This is a genomic window from Caenimonas aquaedulcis, assembly GCF_015831345.1.
Taxonomy (GTDB): Bacteria; Pseudomonadota; Gammaproteobacteria; order Burkholderiales; family Burkholderiaceae_C; genus Ramlibacter; species Ramlibacter aquaedulcis.
In genome coordinates this window covers 3,540,638-3,557,938 of sequence record NZ_JADWYS010000001.1, presented here as the reverse complement: position 1 = coordinate 3,557,938, position 17,301 = coordinate 3,540,638, and the positions used below count along the sequence as shown (strand labels likewise).

The 17,301-nt window shown below is 67.5% G+C and carries 15 protein-coding genes; 4 read left to right on the top strand and 11 right to left on the bottom strand.

The genetic code is table 11. The features are described 5' to 3' along the window. Positions 1 to 46: 46 nt before the first annotated feature. Positions 47 to 1,147, top strand: coding sequence for an ABC transporter substrate-binding protein (locus I5803_RS17140; RefSeq protein WP_231402446.1), 1,101 nt, complete (start codon positions 47 to 49; stop codon positions 1,145 to 1,147). Between the two features lie 15 nt (positions 1,148 to 1,162). On the opposite strand, the gene argE is transcribed toward I5803_RS17140, so the two are convergent. Continuing rightward, on the bottom strand, positions 1,163 to 2,338 hold the full coding sequence (gene argE / locus I5803_RS17135) for an acetylornithine deacetylase (RefSeq protein WP_196987532.1): 1,176 nt from the start codon (positions 2,336 to 2,338) through the stop codon (positions 1,163 to 1,165). A gap of 97 nt (positions 2,339 to 2,435) precedes the next feature. Between argE and I5803_RS17130 the strand changes: the two genes are divergently transcribed. Next, positions 2,436 to 3,632 (top strand): M20 aminoacylase family protein, encoded by a 1,197-nt coding sequence (locus I5803_RS17130; RefSeq protein WP_196987531.1) that lies wholly within the window; start codon positions 2,436 to 2,438, stop codon positions 3,630 to 3,632. Then, positions 3,632 to 4,726 carry a M14 family metallopeptidase gene (locus tag I5803_RS17125; protein WP_196987530.1) on the top strand — a complete coding sequence of 365 codons (1,095 nt, stop codon included), beginning with the start codon at positions 3,632 to 3,634 and terminating at the stop codon, positions 4,724 to 4,726. Before I5803_RS17130 ends, I5803_RS17125 begins: the two co-directional genes overlap by 1 nt. Before the next feature lies 1 nt (position 4,727). Here the strand turns inward: I5803_RS17125 and I5803_RS17120 are convergent, their stop codons facing one another. Genes I5803_RS17120 through I5803_RS17110 form a run of 3 tightly spaced genes read right to left on the bottom strand, consistent with a single transcriptional unit; the run spans position 4,728 to position 7,171 of the window. After that, positions 4,728 to 5,501 carry a type III pantothenate kinase gene (locus tag I5803_RS17120; protein ID WP_196987529.1) on the bottom strand — a complete coding sequence of 258 codons (774 nt, stop codon included), beginning with the start codon at positions 5,499 to 5,501 and terminating at the stop codon, positions 4,728 to 4,730. A gap of 11 nt (positions 5,502 to 5,512) precedes the next feature. After that, positions 5,513 to 6,448: a hypothetical protein gene (locus I5803_RS17115; RefSeq protein WP_196987528.1), complete on the bottom strand. Its 936-nt coding sequence runs from the start codon at positions 6,446 to 6,448 to the stop codon at positions 5,513 to 5,515. A gap of 54 nt (positions 6,449 to 6,502) precedes the next feature. Beyond that, entirely contained in the window at positions 6,503 to 7,171 is a 669-nt protein-coding gene (locus tag I5803_RS17110) for a helix-turn-helix transcriptional regulator (protein WP_196987527.1), read from the bottom strand. A gap of 61 nt (positions 7,172 to 7,232) precedes the next feature. Between I5803_RS17110 and I5803_RS17105 the strand changes: the two genes are divergently transcribed. Next, positions 7,233 to 8,210 carry a response regulator gene (locus I5803_RS17105; protein ID WP_196987526.1) on the top strand — a complete coding sequence of 326 codons (978 nt, stop codon included), beginning with the start codon at positions 7,233 to 7,235 and terminating at the stop codon, positions 8,208 to 8,210. An 8-nt stretch (positions 8,211 to 8,218) separates the two neighbouring features. Here I5803_RS17105 and I5803_RS17100 read toward each other — a convergent pair whose 3' ends face one another. From I5803_RS17100 to I5803_RS17070, 7 genes are all read right to left on the bottom strand, one after another. Then, positions 8,219 to 9,388, bottom strand: coding sequence for a hybrid sensor histidine kinase/response regulator (locus tag I5803_RS17100; RefSeq protein WP_196987525.1), 1,170 nt, complete (start codon positions 9,386 to 9,388; stop codon positions 8,219 to 8,221). A 10-nt stretch (positions 9,389 to 9,398) separates the two neighbouring features. Further along, the gene (locus tag I5803_RS17095) at positions 9,399 to 11,903 is read right to left on the bottom strand and encodes an ATP-binding response regulator (protein ID WP_196987524.1); all 2,505 of its coding nucleotides are present in this window, start codon (positions 11,901 to 11,903) and stop codon (positions 9,399 to 9,401) included. Beyond that, entirely contained in the window at positions 11,900 to 12,268 is a 369-nt protein-coding gene (locus I5803_RS17090) for an N-acetyltransferase (RefSeq protein WP_196987523.1), read from the bottom strand. Before I5803_RS17090 ends, I5803_RS17095 begins: the two co-directional genes overlap by 4 nt. After that, the gene (locus I5803_RS17085) at positions 12,247 to 12,540 is read right to left on the bottom strand and encodes a hypothetical protein (RefSeq protein WP_196987522.1); all 294 of its coding nucleotides are present in this window, start codon (positions 12,538 to 12,540) and stop codon (positions 12,247 to 12,249) included. Before I5803_RS17085 ends, I5803_RS17090 begins: the two co-directional genes overlap by 22 nt. Next, positions 12,537 to 13,271: an iron-containing redox enzyme family protein gene (locus I5803_RS17080; RefSeq protein WP_196987521.1), complete on the bottom strand. Its 735-nt coding sequence runs from the start codon at positions 13,269 to 13,271 to the stop codon at positions 12,537 to 12,539. The genes I5803_RS17085 and I5803_RS17080 overlap by 4 nt, the downstream gene beginning before the upstream one ends. Before the next feature lie 166 nt (positions 13,272 to 13,437). Beyond that, entirely contained in the window at positions 13,438 to 16,203 is a 2,766-nt protein-coding gene (gene secA, locus I5803_RS17075) for a preprotein translocase subunit SecA (protein ID WP_196987520.1), read from the bottom strand. Positions 16,204 to 16,324: 121 nt separating this feature from the next. Next, entirely contained in the window at positions 16,325 to 17,296 is a 972-nt protein-coding gene (locus I5803_RS17070; RefSeq protein ID WP_196987519.1) for a M23 family metallopeptidase, read from the bottom strand. Positions 17,297 to 17,301: the final 5 nt, after the last annotated feature.

Below are 17,301 nucleotides of genomic sequence, written 5' to 3'. Positions count from 1 at the left end.
CACGGAGACAATTCCCATGCATTTCACCCGTTCGTTGGCGCGCCCCATGATGGTAGCCGCCCTCGCCCTGCTGGGCTGGTCCGCGCAGGCCCAGGACGGCATCACCAAGACTTCCATCGTGCTCGGCCAGTCCGTGGCCCTGATCGGGCCGGGTTCGGCGCTCGCCGCGCCGTTCCATGCGGGCGCCAAGATCTACTTCGACAAGGTCAACGCCGCCGGCGGGATCAACGGCCGCAAGATCGAACTGGTGACCCTCGACGACAGGGGCAGCCCCGCGCTCACGGAAACCAACACGAAAAAGCTCGTGGACCAGGGCGTGCTCGCCCTGTTCGGCTACTACGGCTCGGCCCAGGTCGCCAAGGCCTATCCGCTCATCAAGGACAGCGAGATCGTGCTGTTCGCGCCCATGTCCGCGGCCGACGAGTTTCGCGGCGCGAAGTATGCCAACGTGTTCTCGGTACGCCCGGGCTACGCGGAGGAGGCGGCCGCCATCGCCAGGCACGCCGAGACGCTGGGCGCGCGCCGCTTCGCCGTCGTCTATGCGAGCGACAGCGAGTCGCTCGCCGCGCTCGACTCCACCGAGCGCACGCTGCCGAGCCTGGGCGCGACGCTGAGCGTGAAGGCGGCGATGGGCAGCGGCGCCGTCGCCAACAGCGTGGACACGGTCCTCGCCGCCAAACCCCAATCGATCCTCGTGATCGCGGACGCGAACGGCGCCGCAAGCGCGGTGCGCGACATCCGCGCCAAGGGATTCCGCGGCCCGATCTACGGGTACTCCAATACCGGGGAGAGCCTGCTCGCGGAGGAACTCGGGCCGGAAGGCGCCGGGGTTGTGGTGGTGCGCGTCGTGCCCAAGAGCGAGAACCCGAAAGCGGCCGTGGTGCGCGAAATGCTCGCCGACGCGCAGTCCGCGAATGCCGGAAAGCCCAATGTCTACATGGTCGAAGGCTACATCGCCGCGCGCGTGCTCACCGAGGCGCTGCGGCGGGTCGGGCGCGAACCGTCGCGGGCCAAGCTCAGGAAAGCCATCGAGGGCCTGGACAACATGACGCTCGGCGGTTTTCGCGTGCACTTCGCCGACGACCGCACGGGCTCCAAGCTCGTGGAGCTCAGCCTGATCGACTCGCAGGGCAAGATTCGCGAGTGATCGCGGCGCGCCCGATCAACCGATGGCGCGCGTGGCGGCCAGGCCACGCATGAAGGCTTCGCAGCGCGCGAGCTGGTCGAGCGACACGAATTCATCGGGCTGGTGCGCCTGCACGATGCTGCCCGGGCCGCACACCACCGTGGGGATGCCCGAGCTCTTGAAGATTCCTGCCTCGGTGCCGAAGGCCACCAGCGTGGTCCGCTGCTCGCCCGCCAGGCGCTGCGCGAGACGCGTCACGGCATCGCCGGCCGACCCGAGGAAGCTCGGGATCTCGCAGATGGTCTCGAAGCGAAAGCCGGTGCCCGGGGCGACGGCCTGCATCGCGGGCTCGAGCGATCGCGCATGCGCCACGACAGCCTGCTGCATCCGCGCGGCGTCGGCCGTCGGCAGGTCGCGAAACTCATAGCGGAATTCCGCGTCGCGCGGCACCACGTTGTCCGCGATGCCGCCGTGGAACTGCCCGACGCTCGCCGTGGAAAACGGGACGTCGAAGCCCTCGTAGCGCGGCTCGTCGCGCTCGAAGCCCTCGGCCATGTCGCGCACCTTGCCCACCAGCCGCGCCGCCATCTCGATCGCGTTGACCGATTGCGGCGTGAGCGACGAATGCGCTTCCTTGCCGCGCACGCAGCACTTGTAGCGGTACACGCCCTTATGCGCGATCGCGGGGACCATGCTGGTCGGCTCGCCGACGATGCAGCCGAGCGGCGCGACGCCCGCCTCGCGCATGTCGGCGATCAGGCCGCGCACGCCGAAGCAACCCACTTCCTCGTCGTAGCTGAAGGCGAAGTGCACGGCGAAGGGCGACGCACTTTCGAGGAATGCTCCAGCATGCGACAGCGCGATGGCGATGAAGCTCTTCATGTCGGCCGAACCGCGGCCGTAGAGCTTGCCGTCCTGCACGTGGGCGCCGAGCGGATCCACGGTCCAGTCCTGTCCATCCCAGGGCACGGTGTCGGTGTGACCGGAAAGTATCACTCCCGCGGGCTTGCCTTCGCCCAGCGTGGCGAAGAGGTTGGCCTTGGTCTTTTCGTCGTTGTAGGTGAGGCGGCTTTTCACGCCCAGCCGCGCCAACTCATCGCGCACGAAGTGGATGAGCTCCAGGTTGGAGTTGTGGCTCACGGTGTTCATGCGAACCAGCGACCGGGCGAGGTCCAGCGCGCGGGGCGTGAGCGGTGTGCTTGTAATGTCCATCACCGCATTCTCGGCCATATCTCGCGATAACCCCTGTTGGCGCAGCCGCCCCGGCGGGACTAGACTGGGAGCCTTCGCCCGACGTTTTACCCCCCACATGAACATCCTCGACTCCGTGGTCACGCAAGCGGCATCCATCGCCGCTGTCCGACGCGACATCCACGCCCACCCCGAACTCTGCTTCGAAGAAAACCGCACGGCCGACGTGATCGCCGCCAAGCTCACCGAATGGGGGATTCCCATCCATCGCGGCCTGGGCAAGACGGGCGTCGTGGGCATCGTGAAGAACGGCACCAGCGATCGCGCCGTGGGCCTGCGCGCCGACATGGACGCGCTACCGATGCAGGAATTCAACACCTTCGGCCACGCGAGCAAGCACGCCGGGAAGATGCACGCCTGCGGCCACGACGGCCACGTCGCGATGCTGCTCGCGGCCGGCCAGCACTTCGCGAAGAACCGCAACTTCGACGGCACCGTGTACCTGATCTTCCAGCCCGCGGAAGAAGGCGGCGGCGGCGCGCGCGAGATGATCGAGGACGGCCTCTTCACGCAATTCCCGATGGAAGCCGTGTTCGGCATGCACAACTGGCCGGGCACGCAGGTCGGCAAGTTCGCCGTCAGCGGCGGTCCCGTGATGGCGTCGAGTAACGAATTCAAGATCACGATCCGCGGCAAGGGCAGCCACGCCGCCCTGCCCCACAACGGCATCGACCCGGTGCCGATCGCTTGCGAGATGGTGCAGGCCTTCCAGACCATCATCAGCCGCAACAAGAAGCCGATCGACGCGGGCGTCATCTCCGTCACGATGATCCATGCGGGCGAAGCGACGAACGTCGTGCCCGACAGCTGCGAGCTTCAGGGCACGGTGCGCACCTTCACGATCGAGGTGCTGGACCTGATCGAGCGGCGCATGAAGCAGATTTCGGAACACCTGTGCGCGGCGCACGATGCACAGTGCGAATTCGAGTTCGTGCGCAACTACCCGCCCACCATCAATTCGATGGCCGAAGCGGAGTTCGCCCGCGGCGTGATGGCGTCCATCGTGGGCGAGGGCAACGTGGAGCAGCAGGAGCCCACCATGGGCGCCGAGGACTTCGCGTACATGCTGCAGGCCAAGCCCGGCGCCTACTGCTTCATTGCCAACGGCGACGGCGCGCACCGCGAGATGGGCCACGGCGGCGGCCCCTGCATGCTGCACAACCCGAGCTACGACTTCAACGACGAACTCATCCCGCTGGGCGCGACCTACTGGGTGCGCCTCGCCGAGGCCTGGCTCGCCAAGGGCAAGGCGTGATGCGGGACGAGGATTACTTCTCCTCCACCTACGCACAGGCGCGCTCGCGCTTCCTGCAAGCCGCGGCCGACGCGGGCCTCGCGGTCGAGCACCGCCTGCATCCCGAGAAGGGCCGCGACGGCGAGGAGCTCGCGATGGACGTGGTTCGCGACGGACCCGCGGACGCACAAGCGCTGCTGATCCTCACGAGCGCCTGCCATGGCGTCGAGGGTTTCTGCGGCACCGGCATCCAGCTGGCGGCGCTCAGCGACGCCGCGTGGCGCCGCCACGCCGCCGACCGCGGGGTCGCGGTGCTGTACATCCACGGGCTCAACCCCTACGGCTTTTCGCACCTGCGGCGCACGACGCACGAGAACATCGATCTCAACCGCAACTTCCAGGACTTCTCGCGCCCGCTGCCGGTGAACGCCCCCTATCGCGACCTGCACGCGGTGATCCTGCCGGCCGAGTGGCCGCCCGGCGAATCGAACCAGGCGCTGCTCGGTGCGTACATCGCTCGAAACGGCGAAGCCGCCTACCAATCCGCGATCACGCAGGGCCAGCACGAATTCGAGGAAGGCATGTTCTTCGGCGGCACCGCGCCGTCGTGGAGCAACACGAACCTGCGCGAAGTGCTGCGCCGGCACGGGGGCCAGGCGAGCCGCATCGCGTGGATCGACATTCATACCGGCCTCGGGCCAAGCGGTGTCGGCGAACGCATCCATGCGGGGCGCAACGACGACAGCGTGGTACGCGCGCGGGCCTGGTGGGATGGCGGCGGCGCGACGCCGGTCACGTCGATCTACGACGGCTCGTCCACGTCCGCTTTCCTCACGGGCCTCATGTGCAATGCGGTGTACGAGGAATGCCCGCAGGCGCAATACACGGGCATCGCACTGGAGTACGGCACCGTGCCCGTGCTGGAGACGCTGCAGGCACTGCGCGCGGAGCACTGGCTCGACCGGCATCCGCAGCCGCCGGGTTCTGCCCTCGCATCGGGCATCAAGCAGCAGATGAAGGGCGCCTTCTACATCGACACGCCGGAGTGGAAGTCCGCGGTGCTCGCGCAGGCGCGGCAGGCGCTCGTGCAGGGGGCGGACGGTCTGGCGGGCTGAGTCAGGAGGCGCCGAACCGGTGCCGCGAAATTTCGAGCAATCCGTCGAAGATCAGGCTCTCGACCAGTTCGAAGCCGACCGACATGTGCGGCGCCATCTTCCAGCCCGCGCCGCCCGTCATGTAGCAGACGGGTTCGGCGTCGCAATGCCGGCGCACGTGGTGCACCATGCGCTCGATCGCGCCGGCGATCGCGAACGTGCCGCCGCTGGTGAGCGCGTCGCTCGTGTTCGTGGGAAATTCGCGCACGTCGCCTGTGGGCACGTGCAGGCCCGCCGTACCGGACTCGAGCGCGCGCAGCATGATGCCGTGCCCGGGCAGGATGAAGCCGCCGAGAAAGCGTCCCTGCGCGTCGATGGCTTCGACGGTGACGGCAGTCCCCACCATCACCACGACCATGGGACGCGCGGCGCCGTCGGCCAGCATGCGATGGCGCGCACCGATCATCGCCACCCAGCGGTCCGAGCCCAGGCGCGTCGGGTGGTCGTAGCCGTTCACGATGCCGGCTTCCTCCGCGGTGGCGACGACCCACTGCGCGGGCACGTCCCAGAGCTCCTCCATCTGTTCCTCGACGCGTCGCTTCACGGCATCCGCCGCGACCGCGCAACCGATCATGCGCTGCGGGGCGGCCAGCGCGGCCCACGGACCGTCGCACAGCTTGTCGATGTTCTCGAGGAATTCGGCGCCATGCGCGAGCAGGGCGGCACCGGGGCGGGGCGCCTCGTACAAGGCCCATTTCAGGCGCGTGTTGCCGACGTCGATGGCGAGCAGGGCCACGGGCAATCGCGCTAGCGCGCGGGCTCGAGCTGGGCGTCGAGCGCGTCCAGGCTTTCCGACACGGCCTTCTCCGCCAGCTGCAGCTGGCTGCAATCGGCCGTCGCCTGCTTGACGGCGAGCTGCAGGTCACGATGACATTCCATGGGGCCTTCGAGGCTGAGCGCGGGCGAGCCCTCGTCCCCGGCGGCGGACGCCAGCGTGGAGATGCGCGCGAGCCATGTCTTGATGCCCGGCGCGATCTTCTGCTGCAGCATCTGGCCGAACGCGACGCGGCGCCCGGCCGCCGCCTGGGCCTGCTGGTGCGACTGCTGCGCCGCGGAGCTCACCGCCCGCAGGAGCTTCAGGCGCGCGACGAGGATTTCGCACCGCGCGGCATCGTCCTCGATCGCCTGCTGGGTCTGCGCGTCGCCGCCGGCTTCGGCCTGGCGCGTCTTGAGCTGGTTGCGCATGTCCTGCAGCCAGCGCGCACCCTGGTCGATGATTTTCTCGATCGCCCGGAACTCCACTTCGAGCTCCACCAGGCTCAGGTCCGCGGCATTGCCGCTGTCCTGCTGCTGCTTCTGCGCGGCAACGGCCTGCGCGGCGAGTTCCTTCGCGATCGCTTCGATGCGCTCGAACTGGGCCGCGAACTCGGCGCCCGCCGTGCGGCTCTTGCCTGTCGTGCGCGCCCACCACCCGCGTGCCTGCAACAGGTTGAAGTCCAGCGCCGGCAGGGCTTCGCCGAGCCGCGAGAGGCCGGCCGAGACCTGCGTGTAATCTCGCGTCGCCGCCTGCGTTTGCATCTGCTCGCGCAGTTCGGCCAGGCGGCGGACATGGGCGTGACCCGCGTCGGATGCCATCTGGTCCAGCCACGCCGCCGGCGATGCCGCCGCCCGGGGCCTGGACTGGGCCTGGGCCAGCTTGGCCGGGGTCATCAACGAAGCGGTGCGGTCTTGGTCGTCGGCCATGGCGGGTATTGCGGAAGAATCAGCCGCAATATAAACCTTTCCGCCGCGCGCGCATCAAATTGCGCCGATCCAGCACGCGCGCTGGATCGCGGCCATCTTGTTGTCGACCTTGAGCTTGCCCATGGCGTTGGCCAGGTGGTAGTTGACCGTGCGTTCCGTGCAGTGCAGGCGCTGGGAACTCTCCTTCGCCGTGAGGCCCTGGAAGGCGAGTTCCAGGCACTCGCGCTCGCGCGGGCTGAGCGGCGAGCGCGCATTGGCGAGGCTGCGCCGCACCAGCGGCCAGATGTTGAGCGCGGACCACACCAGCGACGCGGCCTCGCCGCGATCGGCCAGTTCGCGCGGGCTGAACATGAAGCACTCGAAGGCGCGGCCGGCCGGCAGCGGGAACTCGACGCGCACCACGGTCTGGAAGCCGTGGGCCAGCCAGAGCATGCGCCAGCGGCTGGCGCCGAGGTGGTTGCTCTTCGCGATGTGCTGCCAGGCGACGAGGGGCGCGTCGGAGTCGCGCCAGGGCGCGCCGAAGTCGCGGCTGTCCGACAGCGCTTGCGCCGCCTCGGCGAAAGCCGGAGGATGGATGGCGAGCACCTGGCGGTCCTCGTTACTGCCGAAGGGATCGGGGCCCAGCACCGCGACCGCCTCCACGGAGAATTCGCGCATGGCCCCGACCCAGTCGTTCAGGAGTCCGTCCAGGCTGACGCTGTCAAAGTTAACAGGTACTGCCATGCTTCTATGTCTTCCTTGCGCGAATGGGCTGAGACAATAGCACCACCATGATCAAGGCCGCATGAACTTCCCGCTGTTCCACCGACCCGGCACCGTCGTCTTCCTCGACGACGATCCCGACTACCTCGAGATGCTCGCGCTCGTCCTGCCGCGCCACTGGCACGTCAAGCTCTTCACGCGCCCGAGCGACTGCATCAACTACCTGCAGCAGGAGCCGCCGTTCTGGGAAGCCGATGCGTGGAACCAGCAGCAGCTGATCGAGCAGTGGCGCGCGGGCAAACCCCTCGTGCCGCAGATCCTCGAATACTGGGCCAAGTACACGGAACGCTATTCGCTCGCGCGCGTCTGCGTGGTGGACTATTCGATGCCGAGCATGGACGGGCTGGAAGCGCTGTCCGAACTCGTGGAATGGCCCGGTTCGCGCGTGCTGTTGACCGGCCAGGCCGACGAGCAGATCGCGGTGCGCGCCTTCAACCGCGGCCTGATCGACCAGTTCATCCCCAAGCAGAGCCCGGACATCGCGCGCACGCTGGTGAGCGCGGTGGACCACCTGCTCGCGACGCCCAACGCGCGCCACGCGCAGACCTGGCGCGTGACGCTGAGCCCCGAACAGAACGCGCTGCTGCGCATGCCCTCGATCGGCCGCGAGCTGTCGGCTTTCGCGGCGCGCCAATGGATCGAGCACGTCGCCCTCGGCGACCCCTTCGGGGTGCTGGGCCTGGACGCCTCGGGCCGCGCCAGCTGGCTGCAGCTGGAAAGCCGGGATGGCCTGGCGGCGCTTGCCGAACTCGCGGACCTGGAGGGCGTGCCGCCCTCGTCGCGCGACGAAATCCGGGAGGGGCGAAGCCTCGCCAATCTCGAGTTGCGCCAGGCGCTCGGCCTTCAATCGCCCGTGCAGCTTGCTCCCGCATTTCCGCTGGGACCGGACGGCCAGCTGTTCGGCGCGGTCTTCGACATCGAGACGCGACACGGCCCCGGCGCTTCCAATGGTTTCGCGGGCTGGCTGGCACGCCAGGAAGCACGCCACGTGAGCCTCTAGCCGCCGCTTCAGGCCAGGCCCGCCGAGGGCGGCCGGAAGCACAGGGACACCGTCGTTCCCCAACCGGTATCCGAGGTGATGCGGATCTCCCCGCCGATCGACTGCATCACCCGCTGGCAGAACATCAGCCCCATGCCGTTGCCGCCGGTGCTCGCGCGCGTGGTGACGGGCTCGCGCGTGAGCTTGGCCAGCACGTCGGCGGGAATGCCCGGCCCGTTGTCCTGGAACCGGATCCAGGGGCGTCGGCGGCCGTCGGGGTCCTGCCCGACCTCGATGCGCAGCGAAGGCCGCGCGCGGCCGCGCAGCGCGATCAACGCGTTCTTCGTCACCGTGCACAGCACGAGGTACAGCAGGTCACGCCGCCCCGGCAGCATGAAGTCCTGCATCACATGGCTCGTGACCCAGGAGCGCTCGTCCGCGTCGAACGGGAATTCGTCGAGCACGGCCTGTGCGAGGGCGCTGGCGGCCACCTCCGGAGGCGCCGCGCCGGGGAAGGCGTCGCGCGCGGATTGCACGAAGGTGGACACGAGCGACTGGCAATAGAGCGCGCGCCGCTCGGCGTTCTCGAGCGCAGCAAGCAGCTCGCCGGGCCGGTTCTCGGAGAAGGTCGCGATGCCGGCCGGGGTGCCCGGGGGCGCCGGCACATGGCGCGCGATCACGGTGCTCACGAATCCGCGCACGGTCGCGAGCGGCGTGTTGAGTTCGTGCGCGAGAAAGCCCATGGTCTCGCGCAGCGCGACGGCGCGTCCCTCGTTGAGCGATCGCTCGAACGCCTGCGCGCGGTACAGCGCGAACGCCTCGCGCAGCGCCTCGCGCGTCGTCGTTTCCTCCAGCGGCTTTTCCAGGATACGCAGCACCTGGCCCTGGTTGACAGCCTCGATGGCCACCTCCTTCTCCGCATACGCCGTGGCGAGCAGGCGGATCAGGTGGCGGTGCTCCCGGCGCACCGTCTGCAGCAGCTTCATGCCGTCGCGCTCGGGCATGCGGTAGTCGGTGAGGAGCACGGCGTATTCGTGCTCGCGGCGCTCCAGCACTTCGAGCGCGTCGCTCACCCCGTGCGCGGTGACGATGGTGAATTCATCCCCGAAACTGCGCGAGAACAGCTTGCGGGACACCGGCTCGTCGTCGACATACAGGACGGCAAGGTCGGCGGAGGCGATGTCGGGATGCGCAGCCATCGCCGGTCCTTCAGGCGGCCCCGAGCCCGGCGCGGCTGTAGCCGCGCAACGCCTCGACCGATTGCGCCGCCAGTGCCGCGATGGGGTCCGCCCAGCCAGGCGCCGCAGGCAGCTGCCGGTCCTGCAGCACCTGCACGTACACCTGTCGCGCCAGGCCATGCAGCGCCGCCGCCCCCGCCTCGCCGCTCAGACCGACCAGCGAGTGCAGGGTTTCCCGGGTGCCGTCCAGGTCGCGCGCCGCGGCGAAGGCCGACAGGCTCGCCACGAGGCGTTCGATCTCGGGGACGTAATCCGCGACCAATTCCTCCAGCATGCCGATGTCGCGATAGCGCTCGAGGCGCTGCGGATCGAGCAGGCGACCGCCGCCGGGAACCGGTGTGGGCGCGGGCGCGGGGGCGGAGCCGGCGCTCTCGCGCGAGCATTGCCGCCGGAGTGTCTCGTACAGCACGGAGGCGTCCACCGGTTTGGTGAGGAAGTCGTTCATGCCGGCCGCACGCGCCGCGTCCATCATCTCGGTGGTCGAATGCGCGGTCAGCGCGATGATGGGCACGCCGCGCGACGGCAGCGTGCTGGCCCGAATGGCTTGTGCGGTATCCAATCCGTTCATTCCCGGCATGTTCAGGTCCAGAAGGATAGCGCTCCACGGGTCGGGATCGGATTCGAGCATCTCCATGACGGCCATCCCGGTGTCCGCCTCCACCACCTCCACGCCCGCGCGGCGCAGGAATGCCGCCACCGCCTTGCGGTTGTACGCGTTGTCGTCGGCCAGCAGGACACGCTGCCCGGAGAGCTGGGCCTGCTCGAGACGCGCCCGGCTCGCGGGGCTCTCGAGGGCGCGGCACAGCGCGTGCAGCAGTGTTTCCTGCTCGCAGGGCTTGTTCACCAGGCCGTCCATTCCCGCCTTGAGCGTCTTGACGCGCGCGAGCGGACCGGGCTCGCTCGTGTAGGCCACGATGCAGACGTCGCGGTTGGCGGGCGCTGCCCCCGCGCGGATCTGCTCCGCGGCCGCGTAGCCGTCCATGTCGGGCATGTCGAGGTCGAGGACGACCAGGTCGTAGCGGAAGTTCGAGAGCATCGCCAGCGCCTGGCGCCCGTCGGCCGCTTCGTCGATCACCGCTTCGAGCGGCGCGAGCTTGATGCGCGTGGCCTTGCGCAGCGCGGCATCGTCGTCCACCACGAGAAGGCGGCGGCGCACGAAGACCGCCTTCGCCTTGGCGATCACCGACTGGCGGTGCGCCTCGCGCTCCTGCGTGCTCACCGCGGGGAAGGTCATCGTGAACTCGGTGTACTCCCCCTGCACCGAGTCGCAGGAAATCTCGCCGCCGAAGGCGCGCACCACACGCCGGCAATACGCGAGGCCGAGGCCGGTCCCCCCCGATTTGCTGCTGCGAAACGGCTCGAACAAGCGGCGCTGCAGGTCGGGAGCGATCCCCGGGCCCGTGTCCCGCACGCGCACCTGCCCACCCCCCACGGCGATGGAGAGGCGGGCGTCCGGGTACGCGGGCAGGTAGTACAACGCGTTCTTGATCAGGTTGAAGAGCACGAAGAGGAATGCGGTTTCCTCGCCGCGGAACAGGAAGTCGTCGGCCACGGTGAGGTCCACCTTGGTGCGTTGCTCCTGGCTTTCGTAGCCGTACTCGAGCACCGCCTTCGCGGAGACTTCGGCCGCCGACAGGTAGGCAAAGCCTTGCGCGTTCAGCGGTTTGGCGTTGACCTCGTCCAGCGTCATGGAGATGACCTGCAAGCCGCGCTCCACCGCGATGTCGCCCTGGGCGAGATGGCGGTAGAGGGAGTCGACTTCCTCCGGGCCCAGCGTCTGCGCCTGGGCCTTGGCCGTGGGAGGCGGCAGCGATTGCCGCAGGCTCTCGAGGCTGTGCTTGATCTGCCCCAGCGGGTTGCGCATCTCGTGCGCGATCGAGCCCGCCAGCGATGCATAGGCATGCCGCACCTTCTCCGCGGTGGCGCGCTCCAGCGCGAACTTGAAGAGGCTGCCGCCGACCACCACGATCAACAGGATCGGCAGGCGCTGCAGGAAGTCCATGGGCAGGCGCGGGTCCGGATCGGTCAGCACGTACAGGCCCACCGCGCCCCCGAATCCGGCGGTGAGGATCACGATCATGTTGCGCCAGTCGGCAAGGAACACGACCAGGAAGGCCGCGAGCAGCGTATTGCCCACGGCGATCGTGCCGCCCCCGTGCTTGAGCGAGGTGAACATGAACGTCAGCGGCAAGGTGACGATGACGACGAGGTACGAATACGCGAAGTAATACGGCTTGAGCCGCTGCGGCCACCGGTCCTTGAAGAACAGCGCGATGCAGATCGCCGCGTCGACCAGCCGGAAGGCGATGTCGTCGTAGGGCGCCGCGCTCTTGGTGAAGCGCAGCAGGTAGAAGGCGGGAAAGCCGACGAAGCCGAGCAGGCTCAGGTAGCGCAGCAGCAGCGGGCCGTGCGCGTGGTAGGCGACATAGTGCGCGAACAGCCGCTTGATGGGGTTGGCATGGGCTGGCGTGGTCATTGCGCTTGCATCGCGCCGGCGCCGCCGGACAATGCCCGCGCGACCTGGTGCGACGTTCCCCGGATCAGGGTGTAGGACTTCTCCGCGCCCGGGAGCGGAACGTCCTTGGCGAACGCCGTGAAAGCGAAGCGGCGGTACAGCCGTCCCAGGATGTGCGTGCACGACGCATAGAGGTTGTTGATCCGCGTATGGGCGCAGGCGTAATTCAGTGCCAGCGACAGGCAGTGGCGCAGCGCGTTGACGTCGCTGCGGTGCTCCGGCGCCAGCACGAGACGCCCGACTTCCCAGTCCCCGGGCTCGAGGTCCGGAGCCGCCGGCCCCAGCTGCCCCAGCAAGGTGTCGGTCAGCGTGAGCTGGTGGCCCATGGGAACGATGCGGATCGTCCCGATGAGCTCGCCGTCAAGCTCGAAAGCGAAGACAAACCCGATTTCGTCTCTTTTTTTTCGAGAGTATGGAAATCGGCGGCCCCATTCAGGGCCGACAGGTTGATCTCGTCGCGCAGGGGCAGCACCGCTTCGATCTCCTCGTGGGTCTTCAGGTGGCGCAGCACGACCGACTCGATACCCGCCGGCTCCTGCGACGCAACCATCATGCCAAAAGGCAGGGCCGCGGGCAAATGGCTGGTTTGCAGGTTCATTGCGCGGCTCCCGTGCGATTCTGGCGTGCCACCTGCTCGAGCAGCTGGCCGGTGAGGGACAAGGTGGTGGTGCACACGCGGCGAACCATCTCCTGGTCCTGCGCGGTGACGGCGTACTTGTCGATGGCTTCTTCCACCTGCTGGATATGCGCTTCGTCCGCCTCGGCATGCGCGCCGAAGAAGGTGACGTTCTTGCTCGTGAGCTTCAGGTCCGCGCAGATCTTGCGCAGGGGCTCCTGGATGTGGGCGTGCGCGCCTTCCGCCCAGAAGCTGTAGCCGAGCCGGGCCACGGGGCCATAACGCAGCGCCACGTAATACAGGTAGCCGATGAGTGCTTCGGTCGCGGGCAGCGGAGCGGCCTGCAGGTCGGCGTCGTCGAGCATGGCGATGCTGCGCAGGTCGTGCGTCACCATCTTCTCGTGGCCGAGTTCCTCCGCGGCGTGCCGGTAGACGAATTTGAGCAAACCCTCGGGCGCGGGCACGAAAGCGGCCACGGCCTGGTTCATCGAGTTGTGCTTGGAATAGTGATAGACCTGGAGCATCAGGTCACGCCAGAGTTCGGGTGTGACCGGCGCGCGCATGACGCGCTGCCAGAACTCGCCTTCCTTGATGCGCTCCCATTCGGCCTCCACGGTGACGCGAAGCGACTCGCCGAACGGCAGCGAATTCGCCTGGAGACCCTCCGCGAGACGGGCTACGGCGGGGTCGGACACTCTGGAGACTACTTTCATGGAAATGAACCTGTCAGGAATATGCTTCCATTGAAGGCTAAAAACCACTTATTCGCTCAGCCACCCCTGTCAAGTCTGACAGGGGTAGGGAATCGCACTTAACCGAATTGTCGCGCCAGAGGCCCGGGAGCGTCACTGAAAGTTCTCATCGGGCAAGCATGCAAGCTCACGCGAGCTTGCCGTGGCACTGCTTGTACTTCTTTCCGCTGCCGCAGGGGCACGGGTCGTTGCGCCCGATGCGCGGGGAGGGGTCACCGGAAGGACCCTGCGCCTGGCGCGCCGTACTCTCGTCCAGCTTGGTTTCCACCTCGCCCGTTTCGGTGGGCGCGCTGTAGGTGACGTTCGAAATGCGCTCCGCGCGATTCTCGATGTCCTCGGCCGCCTGCTCGAGTTGCTCGCCGGACTGCACGACCACGGTCATCAGCACCTTCGTCACTTCGTTCTTCACGGAGTCGAGCAGCTGGCCGAAGAGCTCGAAGGCCTCGCGCTTGTATTCCTGCTTCGGCTGCTTCTGCGCATAGCCGCGCAGGTGGATGCCCTGGCGCAGGTAGTCCAGCGCGGAGAGGTGCTCGCGCCAGTGCGTGTCGATGCTTTGCAGCAGCACGAGGCGTTCGAATTGCGTGAAATTCTCGGGGCCGATCTGGCGCACTTTCTCTTCGAAGGCTTCGTTGCCGGCCTTCACGACCATCTCCAGCAGGTCTTCGTCGGTCACGCTGCTGGAGGTCTGCACCTTCTGCTGCAAGGGCAGATCGATGCGCCACTCCTCCTTCAAAACCTTCTCGAGGCCCGGGAGGTCCCACTGTTCCTCGACCGACTCCGGCGGCACGTACTGGTGAACCAGGTCGGTGAAACAGCCTTCGCGCAACGAGGCGATCTGCGCGGAGAGGTCCGTCGCATCGAGGATGTCGTTGCGCTGCTGGTAGATCACCTTGCGCTGGTCGTTCGACACGTCGTCGTACTCCAGCAGCTGCTTGCGGATGTCGAAATTGCGCGCCTCGACCTTGCGCTGCGCGCTCTCGATGCTGCGCGTGACGATGCCGGCCTCGATCGCCTCGCCGTCGGGCATCTTCAGGCGCTCCATGATCGCCTTCACACGATCGCCCGCGAAGATGCGCATCAGCGGGTCGTCCAGGCTCAGGAAGAAGCGCGACGAACCCGGGTCGCCCTGGCGGCCCGAGCGGCCGCGCAGCTGGTTGTCGATACGCCGGGACTCGTGGCGCTCGGTCGCGATGATGCGCAGGCCGCCCTGCTTGACCACGAACTCGTGGTCCTTCGTCCATTGCGCGCGCAGTTCCTCGATCTTGTGGCGCCTGGCGTTCTCGTCGAGCGACTCGTCGGCCTCGACCGCCTCGATCGCCTTTTCCACGTTGCCGCCCAGCACGATGTCCGTGCCCCGGCCCGCCATGTTGGTGGCGATGGTGATCATCTTCGGGCGACCGGCCTGCGCGACGATTTCGGCTTCGCGCGCGTGCTGCTTGGCGTTCAGCACCTGGTGCGGCAGCTTCTCCTTGTTCAGGAGTTCGTCGATGATTTCGGAGTTCTCGATCGACGTCGTGCCCACGAGCACGGGCTGGCCGCGCTCGTAGCATTCGCGGATGTCCTTGATCGCGGCTTCGTATTTCTCGCGCGTGGTCTTGTAGACGCGATCGAGCTGGTCGTCGCGGCTGCTCGGCTTGTTCGGCGGAACGACCACCGTCTCCAGGCCGTAGATCTCCTGGAATTCATAGGCCTCGGTATCGGCCGTGCCCGTCATGCCGGCGAGCTTGCCGTACAGGCGGAAGTAGTTCTGGAACGTGATGGACGCGAGCGTCTGGTTCTCGGCCTGGATCTGGACGCCTTCCTTGGCTTCCACGGCCTGGTGCAGGCCATCGCTCCAACGGCGACCGGACATCAGGCGGCCCGTGAATTCGTCGACGATGACCACTTCGCCGTCCTGCACCACGTACTGCTGGTCGCGCATGTAGAGGTGGTTGGCGCGCAACGCCGCGTTCAGGTGATGCATCAGCGTGATGTTCGCGGGGTCGTAGAGCGACGCGCCCTCGGGAATCAGGCCGAGGTTGAAGAGGATCTTCTCCGCGTTCTCGTGGCCCTGCTCGGTGAGGAAAACCTGGTGGCTCTTCTCGTCGACGGTGAAGTCGCCGGCCTTGATGATGCCTTCGCCGGTGCGCGGGTCCGCTTCGCCTTCCTGCTTGGTGAGCAGCGGCACCACCCGGTTGATCGCGATGTAGAGATCCGTATGGTCCTCGGCCTGCCCGCTGATGATCAGCGGCGTGCGCGCCTCGTCGATCAGGATGGAGTCCACCTCGTCGACGATCGCATAGCTCAGGCCGCGCTGCACGCGGTCGGCCACTTCGTACACCATGTTGTCGCGCAGGTAGTCGAAGCCGAATTCGTTGTTGGTGCCGTAGGTGATGTCGCACCGGTAGGCGGCCTGCTTTTCTTCACGCGGCATGTTCGGGAGGTTCACGCCCGTCGTCAGGCCGAGGAAGCCGTACAGCTTGCCCATCCACTGCGCATCGCGATTGGCGAGGTAGTCGTTCACCGTGACCACGTGCACGCCCTTGCCGGCCAATGCATTCAGGTACACGGGAAGCGTTGCCGTGAGCGTCTTTCCTTCGCCGGTGCGCATTTCGGCGATCTTGCCGTTATGCAGCGCCATGCCGCCGAGCATCTGCACATCGAAATGGCGCATCTTCATGATGCGCTTGGAACCCTCGCGCACCACCGCGAAGGCTTCCGGCAGCAGGTCGTCGAGCGCCTCGCCCTTGCCCACCCGGTCCTTGAACTCCTGCGTCTTGCCCCGCAGTTCCTCGTCGCTCAACTTCTCGAGGCTCGCCTCAAGCCCGTTGATGCGCTCCACGGTGCGGCGGTATTGCTTGAGCAGGCGGTCGTTGCGGGAACCGAATATTTGGGTGAGGAAGTTCTTGGCCATGAGCGCGATGCCGCCCGGCCGGCCCTGAAAGCCGGCGGGACAGCGCTATCCCTTGTGATGTCAGGAAGAAATGGGGCCGGCCGCACGCATCGCAATACGCACGGCCGGCAAACCGTCAATTTTACCTGTGGCCCGCGTGCCGCAGGGAAGACGGGCCGGCCTGCATCGCTACCTGCGGGGCAGCCAGGTCGCGCCCGGCCGCGAGGAAGCGGTGCGGGTCCTGCGGCACGCCCTGAACCAGGACTTCGAAATGCAGGTGCGGGCCGGTGGAGCGGCCGGTAGTGCCCACTTCGGCAATCCGCTGGCCGCGCTTGATGACGTCGCCCACCTTCACCCAGACGCGGGACGCATGGGCGTAGCGGGTGATGAGGTTGTTGCCGTGGTCGATTTCCACCATGTTGCCGTAGGCCGGGTGGACTTCCTGGGTGACGACCACACCGCCCGCCGCCGCAAGGATGGACGTCCCCGGCTCGGCCTGGAAGTCGAGGCCCGTATGCAGGGCCGAGCGGCCAGTGAAGGGGTCGATCCGCCAGCCGAACGCGGAGCCCAGATGCCCGGCTTTCACGGGCTGCTGGGTAGGCAGCATCATGGTGCGCAACTTCTGGTCGAGCAGGCGGGATTCGATGACGGTGAGGAGGTCCGTCCGCTCGACGGTCAGCGCGTCGAGGTCAGCGAGCGTCGCTTGCAGCTCTTCCATGGACAGCGGGCGCCCGCCGACCAAGGCGCCGCCCCGGCCCGGAGGGACCTTGATGTCGGCCGGGTTGACGCCCGCGAGGCCCGAGACGCGCTCCCCGAGGGATTCCAGCTGGACCATCTTGGCCTGCATCTCGCCCAGCTTGCGAGCCATGGCATCGAGGTTCTCCCGCATAAAGCGGTCGCGCTGCTCGAACTCGTCCTTGACCACCAGCTTGACCAGCGTTCCGATCACGGGCCAGCCCTCCCGGGCGCCCTTGAGGAACACCCAGTGGTACAGCCCCGCCGCCAGCAGCATCAGCGAAAAGGACAAGCCCACGAAAGCGACGACGAGTTTCGTGCCGCTCAGGTGCACCGCGCGGCTTTTCGCCAGCCACGCATCCGTGATAATGAAATGCACTCCGA

Coding starts and splice junctions, on each gene's coding strand:
- I5803_RS17140 (WP_231402446.1), top strand. CDS start 47: ATGATGGTAGCCGCCCTCGCCCTGCTGGGCTGGTCCGCGCAGGCCCAG.
- argE (WP_196987532.1), bottom strand. CDS start 2,338: ATGGACATTACAAGCACACCGCTCACGCCCCGCGCGCTGGACCTCGCC.
- I5803_RS17130 (WP_196987531.1), top strand. CDS start 2,436: ATGAACATCCTCGACTCCGTGGTCACGCAAGCGGCATCCATCGCCGCT.
- I5803_RS17125 (WP_196987530.1), top strand. CDS start 3,632: ATGCGGGACGAGGATTACTTCTCCTCCACCTACGCACAGGCGCGCTCG.
- I5803_RS17115 (WP_196987528.1), bottom strand. CDS start 6,448: ATGGCCGACGACCAAGACCGCACCGCTTCGTTGATGACCCCGGCCAAG.
- I5803_RS17110 (WP_196987527.1), bottom strand. CDS start 7,171: ATGGCAGTACCTGTTAACTTTGACAGCGTCAGCCTGGACGGACTCCTG.
- I5803_RS17105 (WP_196987526.1), top strand. CDS start 7,233: ATGAACTTCCCGCTGTTCCACCGACCCGGCACCGTCGTCTTCCTCGAC.
- I5803_RS17100 (WP_196987525.1), bottom strand. CDS start 9,388: ATGGCTGCGCATCCCGACATCGCCTCCGCCGACCTTGCCGTCCTGTAT.
- I5803_RS17095 (WP_196987524.1), bottom strand. CDS start 11,903: ATGACCACGCCAGCCCATGCCAACCCCATCAAGCGGCTGTTCGCGCAC.
- I5803_RS17090 (WP_196987523.1), bottom strand. CDS start 12,268: ATGGGCCACCAGCTCACGCTGACCGACACCTTGCTGGGGCAGCTGGGG.
- I5803_RS17085 (WP_196987522.1), bottom strand. CDS start 12,540: ATGAACCTGCAAACCAGCCATTTGCCCGCGGCCCTGCCTTTTGGCATG.
- I5803_RS17080 (WP_196987521.1), bottom strand. CDS start 13,271: ATGAAAGTAGTCTCCAGAGTGTCCGACCCCGCCGTAGCCCGTCTCGCG.
- secA (WP_196987520.1), bottom strand. CDS start 16,203: ATGGCCAAGAACTTCCTCACCCAAATATTCGGTTCCCGCAACGACCGC.